The 12,502-nt window shown below is 41.7% G+C and carries 10 protein-coding genes and 1 tRNA gene; 2 read left to right on the top strand and 9 right to left on the bottom strand.

Annotated features, from left to right (window positions below; translation table 11 throughout):
• Nucleotides 1–46: 46 nt before the first annotated feature.
• Genes ispH through ribF form a run of 4 tightly spaced genes read right to left on the bottom strand, consistent with a single transcriptional unit; the run spans nt 47 to nt 5,301 of the window.
• Nucleotides 47–991: a 4-hydroxy-3-methylbut-2-enyl diphosphate reductase gene (ispH, locus tag CEX73_RS02845; protein ID WP_101627075.1), complete on the bottom strand. Its 945-nt coding sequence runs from the start codon at nt 989–991 to the stop codon at nt 47–49.
• Entirely contained in the window at nt 991–1,503 is a 513-nt protein-coding gene (gene lspA / locus CEX73_RS02840) for a signal peptidase II (RefSeq protein WP_438819078.1), read from the bottom strand. The genes ispH and lspA overlap by 1 nt, the downstream gene beginning before the upstream one ends.
• Entirely contained in the window at nt 1,496–4,312 is a 2,817-nt protein-coding gene (ileS, locus tag CEX73_RS02835; RefSeq protein WP_101627074.1) for an isoleucine--tRNA ligase, read from the bottom strand. The genes lspA and ileS overlap by 8 nt, the downstream gene beginning before the upstream one ends.
• A complete protein-coding gene (ribF, locus tag CEX73_RS02830; RefSeq protein ID WP_101627073.1) occupies nt 4,309–5,301 on the bottom strand; it encodes a bifunctional riboflavin kinase/FAD synthetase in 993 nt (330 codons plus the stop codon). The genes ileS and ribF overlap by 4 nt, the downstream gene beginning before the upstream one ends.
• 195 nt (nt 5,302–5,496) lie before the next feature.
• Between ribF and rpsT the strand changes: the two genes are divergently transcribed.
• Nucleotides 5,497–5,757 (top strand): 30S ribosomal protein S20, encoded by a 261-nt coding sequence (gene rpsT, locus CEX73_RS02825; RefSeq protein ID WP_101627072.1) that lies wholly within the window; start codon nt 5,497–5,499, stop codon nt 5,755–5,757.
• Between the two features lie 14 nt (nt 5,758–5,771).
• Here rpsT and dnaJ read toward each other — a convergent pair whose 3' ends face one another.
• The 4 genes from dnaJ to dnaB all read right to left on the bottom strand — a co-directional run bounded on the left by dnaJ (nt 5,772) and on the right by dnaB (nt 10,800).
• On the bottom strand, nt 5,772–6,884 hold the full coding sequence (gene dnaJ / locus CEX73_RS02820; RefSeq protein ID WP_101627071.1) for a molecular chaperone DnaJ: 1,113 nt from the start codon (nt 6,882–6,884) through the stop codon (nt 5,772–5,774).
• A gap of 100 nt (nt 6,885–6,984) precedes the next feature.
• A complete protein-coding gene (dnaK, locus tag CEX73_RS02815; protein WP_101627070.1) occupies nt 6,985–8,880 on the bottom strand; it encodes a molecular chaperone DnaK in 1,896 nt (631 codons plus the stop codon).
• 300 nt (nt 8,881–9,180) lie between these two features.
• Nucleotides 9,181–9,253, bottom strand: a tRNA-Arg gene (locus tag CEX73_RS02810).
• 143 nt (nt 9,254–9,396) lie between these two features.
• A complete protein-coding gene (dnaB, locus tag CEX73_RS02805) occupies nt 9,397–10,800 on the bottom strand; it encodes a replicative DNA helicase (RefSeq protein ID WP_101627069.1) in 1,404 nt (467 codons plus the stop codon).
• Nucleotides 10,801–11,059: 259 nt separating this feature from the next.
• Between dnaB and CEX73_RS02800 the strand changes: the two genes are divergently transcribed.
• Nucleotides 11,060–11,647 carry an anthranilate synthase component II gene (locus CEX73_RS02800; RefSeq protein ID WP_101627068.1) on the top strand — a complete coding sequence of 196 codons (588 nt, stop codon included), beginning with the start codon at nt 11,060–11,062 and terminating at the stop codon, nt 11,645–11,647.
• A gap of 113 nt (nt 11,648–11,760) precedes the next feature.
• On the opposite strand, the gene crp is transcribed toward CEX73_RS02800, so the two are convergent.
• Nucleotides 11,761–12,393 (bottom strand): cAMP-activated global transcriptional regulator CRP, encoded by a 633-nt coding sequence (gene crp / locus CEX73_RS02795; protein WP_101627067.1) that lies wholly within the window; start codon nt 12,391–12,393, stop codon nt 11,761–11,763.
• Nucleotides 12,394–12,502: the final 109 nt, after the last annotated feature.

Genomic DNA, 12,502 nt, shown 5'->3' with positions numbered 1-12,502 from the left:
TAATGGTCAAAAGTGCCGTAATCAAGCTATTGCTATTCTATTCTCTTTACTTTATTTCACATCTAGCTAGATATCTAGGGACCTCAAATCTAATGTTCTCTTTACGTCCTATCAGTTCTTCAACGCTCTCGGCGCCTAGCGACTGTAGCCTGGATATAACTTGAAGGACGATAATATTCGGAGCTGATGCGCCAGCGGTTACACCAATAATATTCATTCCCTGTAGCCAGCTTTCTTGGATATCACTGGCGCTATCGATTAAATACGTAGGTTTACCAATACGCTGTGCTAGTTCGGCTAACCGATTAGAGTTAGATGAATTTTTTGAACCTACTACAAGCACAATGTCGGCAGCTATAGTCAGATTACGCACTGCCTCTTGCCGGTTAGTTGTTGCGTAGCAAATATCATCTTTACGTGGTCCGATGATAGAAGGGAAACGCTGGCGCAGCGCATTAATCACGTTTGAGGTATCATCTACAGAAAGAGTTGTCTGGGTTATAAAGCACAAATTATCGACACTTTTGACCTGCAGTTGCCAAACATCTTCCGGTGACTCTACCAGATAGATACCGCCGGCTGCATTATTGTATTGTCCCATGGTTCCTTCTACTTCAGCATGATCATGGTGACCAATCAAAATTACTTCGGTACCTTTACGGCTAGCGCGTGCGACTTTCATATGTACCTTAGTAACTAGCGGACAAGTGGCGTCAAAAACAGTTAGATCACGGCTAAGTGCTTCGTTACGTACGACTCGGGAAACTCCATGTGCAGAAAAAATTAGAAGAGAACCATCTGGAACATCGTCAAGATGTTCGATAAATATCGCACCTTTATGGCGTAATACGTTGACAACATAACTATTATGCACCACTTCATGACGCACGTAGATTGGCGCACCATAAATTGCTATCGCCTTTTCTACAATACTTATTGCACGGTCGACACCAGCACAAAAACCACGTGGGTTAGCAAGTATAATGCGCATTAATCGTCTCCGCGTTTTTTAGTAGGATGAAAGTAAATTTCTCGTACTATTATCGCCGCACCAATGCAGATACTAGAATCAGCTATATTAAAAGTTGGCCAGTGCAAGGTATCAACGTAAACATCAATAAAGTCGATTACCACACCATGTGTTATCCGGTCTAATAGATTACCTAATGCCCCGCCAATAATCATTGCATAAGACACGTTTGTGATGCTGGCCCTATTATTTGAACGGTACATTGTGACTGATAGGATCACGGATATTATAACAGCTATTAGCGCGAAAACCCAAATATTCCAACTACCTTTATCTGCCAAAAAACTAAAAGCTGCGCCCGGGTTCTGGGTATAGAAAATATTGATAAAAGGCATAACAGATACCGACTCTCCTAGCTTCAAATGAGTCATAACCCACTGCTTGCTGCCGATATCCATTGCTAATACTACCAGTGTCAACCAAAGCCAGGGTATTCCAGTCGATATTAAAGTACCAAGTATTAGCTTAGACAAACTTACGCTCTTCGCCCGGGCCGATTACATTAGTAACACAACGACCACAGATCTCAGGATGTTCGGCATTCTGTCCAATATCCTTTTCATAATGCCAGCAGCGTGGGCATTTTTGACCTGTAGCCTTATTTAAGGCAATCTTGAGTCCTTTCAGTATCTTGCTTTGAAATGTGTCAGAGCCAGCATGTGCATAATCAGCTACTTGTACCGCTGAAGTCAGCAATGCAAAGTGTAACTCATCGCCTAGTTTACGTAGTTGCATAGCAAGAAGAGGTTCTGAGTACAGCGTTATTTGTGCTTCCAGAGAACTACCAATACGTTTATTGGTACGCGCCTGTTCAATTACCTGATTGACGTCATTGCGTACCAGCAGCAATGTGTCCCAGTAAGCATCATTCATCGGTTGTACGGTATCTAGCTTTAACAGGGAGTGATACCACTCTTCAGTGAACACATACTGCGAACGGGTTCCAGGCATAAACCCCCATATTTCGTCGGCGGTAAACGATATAATCGGAGCTATCCATCGTACTAGCGCTTCGATGATATGAAAAAGTGCCGTTTGGCAGCTACGTCGGGCGATACTATCAGATTTAGTAGTATATTGGCGGTCTTTAATGATATCTAGATAGAAAGAACCCATTTCCACCGAGCAGAACTGCATAATACGTTGCACTACATTATGAAAGTCATAGCTCTCGTAAGCTGCTATTATTTCTTCTTGAGCAACTTGTGCTCTACTGACTGCCCACCTATCTAATACTATCATTTTGTCGGGATTAACGCTATGTAGCACTGGGTCGAAACCATTTAGGTTCGCTAGCAAGAAGCGCGCGGTATTACGTATACGACGATAGGTATCAGCGGAGCTTTTGAGTATTTCATCTGAAATAGCCATTTCATCGGAATATCCGGTAGAAGCTACCCACAAACGTAAAATATCTGCACCGAATTTATCTACTACCTGCTGTGGGCTTACCACATTACCAACAGATTTAGACATCTTACGTCCATTACCATCTACGGTAAAACCATGGGTCAGTACTTGTCCGCACGGCGCCTTACCTTTTATAGCAGTGGAGCTAATCAACGATGACATAAACCAGCCACGATGCTGATCAGTTCCTTCTAGATACATATCTACATCATGACCATAAAATTCAGGTCGCGCATCAACAACCGACGAGTGTGTCGAACCTGAATCGAACCATACATCTAGTGTATCAGTAATTTTGCTATAGTTAGCCGCATCATTACCTAATATTGTAGCGGGATCTAGATCCCACCAAGCCTGAATACCATATTTCTCAACTAGTTTAGCTACTTCTTCCATTATTTTGCCCGTCTGCGGGTGTAATGTGTTAGTGTGGTTATGTACGAATAACGACATTGGAACACCCCAAATGCGTTGACGTGAAATACACCAGTCTTGGCGATTAGCAACCATATTATAAATGCGCGTTTGGCTCCAGCTAGGGATCCACTGTATTCTGTTGATTTCTTTCAGCGATTTTTGACGTAAGTTTTTTTGATCCATACTAATGAACCACTGTGGTGTAGCACGAAATATCAGCGGGGTTTTATGGCGCCAGCAATGTGGATAACTGTGCTGCAGTTTTTCTGCATGCAACAGTGTGCCACTATCTTGTAGTAGACTTATCAAGATGCTATTGCTATTAAAAATGGGTATGCCGTCAAGTGATGAAAAAGTACCAGGTAGATAGCAGCCATCAGGACCCACTAAATTTGCTACTTCCAGACCGTACTTACTACCGATTACATAATCGTCTGTACCATGACCAGGAGCAGTATGGACTGCGCCGGTACCAACGTTTAAGTTTACGTGCTGGCTAAGAATTACTGGGATATCAAAGCCCATAAACGGATGATGGAACCGCAGTAGCTCCAGCAAGCTTCCTTTTACAGTGCCAAGTACCGTCCAGTTAGTTCTGCCTATCCGCTGTAGCACGCTATTCGCTAGATCTGCAGCTAAGATTATACCCTGTCCATTAACCTCAACTAGTTGATAGTTTAAATCTGGATGTACAGATATAGCTCGGTTAGCGGGTATAGTCCAAGGCGTGGTAGTCCAGATTAAAAATGAAACTGACTGGGAAAAATCTTGCACACCGAACTTAGCCGCAACAGCGCGCGCATTGGTCGCAGCAAAAGTTACATCGATAGAGAGCGACGTATAGTCGTAATATTCTACTTCTGCTTCTGCTAGTGCTGAACGGCAATCAATGCACCAATGAACTGGCTTATTGCCCTTATACAAGTGACCGTTAGCAATTATTTTACTGAGCGCACGGATGATATTGGCTTCTGTGGTAAAATCCATTGTCAAATAAATGTTTTCCCAGTCCCCAAGTACGCCGAGGCGGATAAACTCTTTTTTCTGCCAGGTGACCTGCTCAGCGGCATAACGTCGGCAAGCGACAAGGAACTCGGAAGTGCTAACTGTTTCACCAGGTTTGCCAATTAGTTGCTCTACTTTAAGCTCAATAGGTAGCCCGTGGCAGTCCCAGCCAGGCACATATGGCGAGTCGTAGCCCATTAATATTTTATACTTAATAATGATATCTTTAAGAATTTTATTAACAGAGTGACCGATATGAATACTGCCGTTCGCATACGGTGGCCCGTCGTGTAACAAAAAGATTGGTTTTCCCTTTTTCGCTTTGCGAATAGTTCTATATAAATCTTCTTTATACCAACGTTGTAGCATGATAGGTTCACGCCTTGCTAAATCGCCACGCATCATAAATTGAGTGTATGGTAAATTCAGAGTACTTTTATAATCATTCATTCGATTCTCGGTTTATTATTACTGTTTGAATCTGCTAGTTGCGGTCGTTGCGGTCCAAGCTCAAAATAGTGACGGGTACTCACTACATCATTAGCTATTTGTTGCTTTAATTCTTCTAGAGAGGCGAAACGTTGTTCATTACGCACTTTAGCGCGTATTACCACTTCTAGATGACAACCGTACAAGTTCAAAGTTGCATCGAGCAAATGGACTTCCATATTTTGTTGGTTTTGACAATTATTAGTAACTGTAGGACGGGTACCTACATTAGCTACCCCAGGTAATGGATATTTAGCTACACCGTATACCTGTACCGCATAAACCCCATTCAATGGAACCGGTAGTCCTTTAAGCGAGACATTAGCTGTAGGAAAGCCAATAGTCCGTCCTAGTGCATCACCATAGATTACCCGTCCTGAGATACGGTATAGGTGACCCAGCAGCGTCTCAGCCTCAACTAGACGATCTTGCGATAGTGCTTTGCGTACAGCGGTGCTGCTAATACGTCTACCCCCTTCTGTATAGGTAATGATGCGCATTACCTCGAAACCAACCTTGCTACCAGCATGCTGTAGCATAGTGAAATTTCCCTGGCGGCCTGTGCCAAAGTGAAAATCATCGCCAACACAAATAAAGCGTCCTCCTAACTTATGCACTACCAGATCAAATAAAAACGCATGGGCGCTTAGGTTAGAAAATTGTTTATTAAACGCTACGCATAATATCGCATCTACTCCGGCCGCAGCCAGGTATTTTACTTTATCTCGTAGACGGGTTAGACGTACTTGCGCCTTAGCACCAGAAAAATATTCTTGCGGCTGGGGTTCAAAAATCATTACCATAACTGGTAGCCTACGGCGGCGCCCCTCAGCCTGTAATTCAGTTATAAGTGCCTGGTGCCCACGATGAAACCCGTCAAAATTGCCAATAGTGAGCACACAGCCATGGTGACGTGGCTGTAAGTTATGTATGCCGCGAATCAGCTCCATATTAGGCTCAATAGAGTGGACATCGGCAGATTATAGCTCAGGTTAACTTGCTATTCTAATCTTTGAAATACCGCAAGTCGGGTCCTATGGTGCTAATTGTTTTTTCTTTGTTGTATTTTATCTGTTGATACTGATAGAATCTATAAGGAAATTATGTTCCTTCTCTGATGAGATTTTTGTTTAGGAGATTTAACGTTGGCAAACATCCAGTCAGCTAAAAAACGTGCTATACAGTCTGAGAAACGTCGTCAGCACAATGCTAGCCGACGTTCAATGGTGCGAACTTTCGTAAGAAAAGTCTACACTGCTATTGCTACTGGAGATAAAAAAGCGGCGCAAAGTGCTTTTTCTGCCATGCAACCGGTAGTTGACCGCCAGGCTAGTAAAGGTTTAATTCATAAAAACAAAGCAGCACGTTATAAAGCTAATCTAATTGCACAAATTAATAGAATGTAAAAGTTTTAGATTTACTAACGGGTTAAATCATCAAAAAACTTTTTGACTCCATCAAGAAAACTTTTCAATCGCGGACTATTTTGATTACCACTAGGTCCGCCAAAGCTATCTTCTAGCTCCCGCAAGAGCTGCTTCTGTAGTTCGTTTAACTTTACCGGAGTCTCTACTACTACACGGCACAGCAAGTCACCTTGGCTGCCGCTACGTACCGATTTTACTCCTTTGCCACGCATTCGAAACACTCTACCGGTTTGGGTTTCTGCCGGTACTTTTAGTTTAATCCGCCCGTCAATAGTAGGTACTTCAATTTCACCACCCAATGCAGCCATGGCAAAGTTTATCGGCACTTCACAGTACAGGTTATTTTCTTCACGGTCGAAAATAGGATGCTTACATACCTGCACCTGCACATACAGATCACCAGCTTGTGCACCATACTCGCCCGCTTCGCCTTCACCAGATAGACGAATGCGATCACCAGTATCGATACCAGACGGAATCTTCACGGACAGTGTTTTAGATTTTTTTACCCTACCGTGACCATTACATTTGATACAAGGTTCTTTTACTACTTTGCCATGACCATGACAAGTCGGACATACTTGTTGTACCGTAAAGAACCCCTGCCGTATTTGTACCTGGCCTTGACCGTGACAAGTAGGACAGGTGATCGATGAAGTGCCTGGCTTTGCACCATTACCATGACATGCTTTACACTCGTCTAAAACTGGGATACGAATTTCACGAGTGACTCCACGCACTGCTTCTTCAAGAGTAAGCTCCATGTTATAGCGTAAATCAGAGCCTCTGCTAGCACGCTGCCGACGTCCTCCTCCAAATATATCGCCAAACACCTCGCCAAAAATATCGCTGAAGTCAGCACTACCGCCCATACTCTCTTGTTCAAACGCCATATGGCCGTATTGGTCGTAAGCGGCACGCTTTTGCCCATCGGTTAATACTTCGTAGGCTTCTTTGATCTCTTTGAATTTTACTTCAGCTTCAGCATTTCCTGGATTCCGATCTGGGTGAAATTTCATTGCTAGGCGTTTATAAGCCTTTTTTATTTCACGCTCGTCGGCATTTTTAGAAACTCCTAAAATATGATAATAGTCTGATTTCGCCATCGTTTCTTTCTGTCCTCAACATGCTGGCACGAACAAAGATTTTTGTTTGATACTCGAGCTTGCAACTAACAGCAGCGAGGACTCAACCTGTTCGGGGCGATTATTTTTTATCTTTTACTTCTTCGAACTCAGCATCGACAACGTTGTCATCGACCTTAGTGTTATCGTCTGCAGCCTGGGTTTGCTGTGGCGTAACTTTGAGCAATTTACTAGAAATTTGGATCAAAGACTGCATTGTTGTTTCGATATCAGCTTTGTTTTCACCTTTCAACGCTGTATTCAAATTTTGACGAGCATCTGCTATAGCCTTTTTTTCTTCGTCCGACAACTGGTTACCGTACTCTTCTAACTGTTTGTTAGTGCTGTGCATTAAGTTATCAGCCTGATTACGGATCTGTACTAACTCTTCAAATTTACGATCAGATTCGGCATTTGCTTCCGCTTCTTGTACCATCTTTTTAATTTCTGCTTCACTCAGACCAGAGGATGCTTTTATAGTAATTTTTTGTTCACGCCCGCTTTTTTTGTCCTTAGCTGAGACATGCAGAATCCCATCGGCATCAATGTCAAACGTTACTTCTATTTGCGGAATACCTCGTATCGCCGGTGCAATACCATCTAGGTTAAACTGACCTAGAGACTTATTATCTCCAGCACGTTTACGTTCACCCTGTAGTACATGAATAGTCACAGCAGACTGGTTGTCCTCTGCAGTAGAAAACACTTGGCTGTGCTTAGTTGGAATCGTAGTATTCTTAGGAATAAGCAGCGTCATCACCCCACCCATGGTTTCTATGCCTAGCGACAATGGAGTCACATCCAGTAATAGCACATCTTTTACATTTCCAGATAGTACGCCGCCTTGAACCGCAGCACCGATAGCAACTGCTTCGTCTGGGTTTACATCTTTGCGTGGTTCTTTACCAAAAAAGTCGGTGACTTTCTTCTGTACTAGCGGCATACGAGTTTGCCCACCAACTAATATTACGTCTTTAATATCCGAAATAGACAGGCCAGCATCTTTCAACGCTACTTTTAAAGGCTCCATAGTACGGTGAACCAAATCTTCTACTAAAGACTCAAGTTTGGCACGGGTAACTTTGATATTCATATGCTTAGGACCAGTAGCATCAGCAGTGATATAAGGCAGGTTCACATCAGTTTGCTGCGCGGCTGATAATTCTATTTTTGCTTTTTCAGCTGCTTCTTTCAAACGCTGCATAGCAAGTGCATCATTACGTAGATCGATACCTTGGTCTTTCTTAAACTCATCAACTAAATAGTTAATCAATCTACTATCGAAATCTTCACCACCAAGATGGGTATCGCCGTTAGTAGCCAAAACTTCAAATGTTTTCTCACCATCAACATCATCAATTTCAATAATGGAAATATCGAATGTCCCACCACCAAGGTCATAGACAGCGATAGTACGGTTGCCTATTTCCTTATCTAAACCGTAGGCCAGAGCTGCAGCAGTTGGTTCGTTTATAATGCGCTTAACCTCTAGACCTGCGATCCTACCTGCGTCTTTAGTTGCTTGTCGCTGTGTATCATTAAAGTAAGCAGGTACGGTAATGACCGCTTCAGTAATAGATTCGCCTAGATAATCTTCTGCCGTTTTTTTCATCTTTTTTAAAATCTCAGCTGAAATCTGCGGGGGTGCCATTTTTTGGCCCTTAATCTCCAGCCAAGCATCACCATTATCGGCAGCAATTATTTTATAAGGCATGATATTCACATCACGCTGTACTTCTTCATCTTGGAAACGGCGACCAATTAAACGCTTGATAGCAAACAGGGTATTTTGCGGGTTGGTAGCAGACTGACGTTTAGCCGGTTGGCCAACAAGAATCTCTCCATCTTGAGTATAAGCAATAATAGAAGGAGTGGTACGATCTCCTTCACTATTTTCTAGTACACGAGGTTTAGTACCTTCTACAATTGCAATACAGGAGTTGGTTGTACCTAAGTCAATCCCAATTATTTTTCCCATCTAAACATCTCCACAAAAAAGGTCAAATTTGTTGTTATCGTAAACCTAATGTGCATTTATAAACTAGTTTGGTTTATTTTTCGCTGTTGGTTTATTTTGCCGGTTTAACAACCTTCGATGCCAATTAAGATGGGGTCACACTGCCCAGCATCAAGGGGGATAATATAAAAAAATCCATGGTATCCTACCCCAAATGTCATTAATTGATAGTGATTGAACCAAATATACTGAAAGATTGTGAATTGTTATTAGGCAGCAAGATGAAATTTATTTAATCAATTTCTTAGTAACGTAAAGGTTTGTCTCCGACAGGAATCGAACCTGCAACTAGCTCTTAGGAGGAGCTTGTTATCTCCTTTTTAACTACGGAGACACAGATTAATGATTATTATCATATTTACTGGTAGAAGGTCTGTGATCTAACTGACTCAAGCTAAACGGTTATGTTATTAGCTATTATTCTCATGCTAGAGAATAGTTACTTTACTACTATTGAAACAAAAACGATACTTTATACTAATCTGCATCCTGTAGACCGGCATAATTATCAAACCGTGACCACTGCTCGTTAAAAGTCAACCGCACAGTACCGATAGGGCCATTACGCTGTTTGCCCAGAATAATTTCAGCGATACCCTTCATTTCGCTGTTATCATGATAAATTTCGTCACGATAAATAAACATGATTAAGTCCGCATCCTGTTCTATAGAACCTGATTCACGTAAGTCTGAGTTGACCGGCCGCTTATCTGCACGTTGTTCTAGGCTTCGATTGAGCTGAGAAAGCGCTACTACTGGTACTTGTAACTCCTTCGCTAAAGCTTTCAGCGATCGGGATATTTCTGCAATCTCTAGCGTACGATTATCGGCCAAAGCCGGTACACGCATTAGTTGTAAGTAATCAATCATAATTAAGCTCAAACCGTCGTGTTCACGGAACACCCGCCGTGCACGGGAACGGACTTCTGTAGGTGTTAAACCAGATGAATCATCAATATACATATTCCTTTTTTCTAGCAGAATGCCCATAGTGCTAGATAGGCGTGCCCAATCCTCATCGTCTAGTCTGCCAGTACGGATGCGCGTATGATCGACGCGCGACAGTGAAGCTAGCATACGTATCATAATCTGTTCACCTGACATCTCTAGGCTGAAAATAAGTACCGGTTTTTCTTCTGTCATAGCTGCATTTTCGCATATATTCATAGCAAAAGTGGTTTTTCCCATTGATGGTCGCGCAGCAACTATGATTAAATCAGACTTTTGTAAGCCAGCTGTTTTTTTATCTAGGTCCTGATAACCACTAGATATGCCAGTTACACCATCGTGTGGATTCTGATATAGCTGTTCAATGCGCGTCACAGTATCTTCTAAAATACGGTCAATGCTTTTAGGACCTTCATCTTTGCTGGCACGATTCTCAGCTATCTGGAATACCCTAGATTCTGCTAAATCTAGCAGATCTTCACTACTCCGGCCCTGCGGATTATATCCAGCATTTGCTATCTCATTAGCTACAGTTATCATTTCACGTACTACCGCCCGTTCATGTACAATATCTGCGTAAGCAGAAATATTGGCAACACTAGGAGTATTTTTTGATAACTCCGCTAAGTATGCAAAACCACCTACTGCGTCTAGCTCACCTTTCTGCTCCAGAGATTCGGAAAGAGTGATCAAGTCAATAGGTTTACTCATGTCTAGTAAACGCTGCATTTCTCTGAAAATTAACCGGTGCGGGCGATTAAAAAAATCATGAGTTGTTACACGTTCGGAGACATTATCCCACCGCTTATTGTCTAGCATTAAGCCGCCCAGCACTGACTGTTCCGCTTCTAACGAATGGGGTGGCATTTTTAAACCCTCTACCTGGTTATCTCGGGGTAAATTTATTTTATGAGTTACTTTTTTTTCTGACATAAAATGATTACTTTGCTTGATAGAGAATAAACGTAGGAATTATGCATTGTATCCTCTCTTAGAAAGATATCCTATGCGCTTTATAACCAATGCTTGATGGTAGAGAAGATTTTCTGTTTCTCTTTGAGTTAGGCCAGAACGGAAGATAAATAGGTTCCAGAACAACTAATGTTTAGTTTTTTGCTTAGATTACGCCTAAATATTATCAAAAGTTTCTCGCGAAACTCATATGTTTTTATATTTACGTTAAGGCAATGTGATGAGTAAACTATTAATAATTGATAATTATGATTCATTTACCTGGAATCTATATCAATATTTTTGTGAATTGGGTGCACAGGTCGAGGTAAGACGGAATGATAGCATTAACCTGATAGAGATTGAGCAGTTAGCCCCGCAGCAACTAGTTATTTCCCCTGGTCCCGGCACCCCAAACGAAGCTGGCATTTCCTTGTCAGCTATCCGTTACTTTGCCGGCAAATTACCTATCTTAGGTGTTTGCCTAGGTCATCAAGCTATTGGTCAGGTATTTGGTGCTCAGGTCGTACAGGCACGTAAGGTTATGCACGGAAAAATATCTATTATTAAGCACCATAGAAAAGGACTATTCGCGGGTTTAGCACAGCCAATCAAAGTGATACGTTACAATTCTTTAGTGCTAGATGCTACTAGCATTCCTCCTTGTTTAGAAGTAACAGCATGGAGTTTACGTGCAGGGGAAAAAGACGAAATTATGGCTATCCAACATCGTTCTCTGGCATTGAAAGGTGTACAGTTTCATCCTGAAAGTATTATGAGTGAACAAGGACATAAATTGCTGAATAACTTTCTGAGACTACGTTGCTAATGCTATTATTTTTAGGTAGCTGATAGGTCTCCTGCATGAGTATAATTAAAGCAACGTTATTTGATTTAATGAATAATATAACTAACTGTAGCTTCAAAATAAGCTAACGAAAATTAACGAGTACCATAAACTACAATAGTCTTACCATGGGCAGATAGGATATTCTGATCTTCAAGCATTTTTAAAATACGACCAACAGTCTCCCGTGAACATCCCACAATCTGCCCTATCTCCTGGCGGGTAATTTTTATTTGCATGCCGTCTGGATGAGTCATAGCATCAGGCTCTTTAGTAAGATTTAGTAAGGTATGTGCAATGCGTCCAGTAACATCAAGGAAAGCTAAATTACCTACTTTCTCTGAGGTAACCTGCAAGCGGCTAGCAATCTGTGATGCTAAGCGCATGATAATATCTGGATTAACTTTAATAAGCTGTCTAAATTTCTTATAAGATATTTCAGCTACTTCGCAAGTAGCTTTTGCTCGTACCCAAGCGCTGCGTTCCTGACCTTCTTCAAATAATCCCAACTCGCCCAGAAAATTATCTTTATTTAGATAAGATAGAATCATTTCTTTGCCTTCTTTATCCTTGATTAGCACAGTCACTGAACCTTTAATAAGGTAGTAAAGAGTATCTGCTTTTTCACCCTGGTAAATCAACGTACTCTTCGATGGATACTTATGAATATGGCAATGAGACAGGAACCATTCGAGCGTAGGGTCAGTTTGTGGTTTACTGAGAACCATTCTCTGTTATCCTCATTTTGTCATCGTTATCCTTTACTAAAAATAGTACAACCTATTGCTTTTTATTATGAGATAATTGCTATATTATGAATGTTATTTCGTTCGTAAT

It is taken from the genome of Candidatus Palibaumannia cicadellinicola (assembly GCF_002855795.1).
Classification (GTDB): Bacteria; Pseudomonadota; Gammaproteobacteria; order Enterobacterales; family Enterobacteriaceae; genus Baumannia; species Baumannia cicadellinicola_C.
The sequence above is the reverse complement of the archived record's forward strand: the minus strand, read 5'-3'. Positions and strand labels throughout refer to the sequence as shown.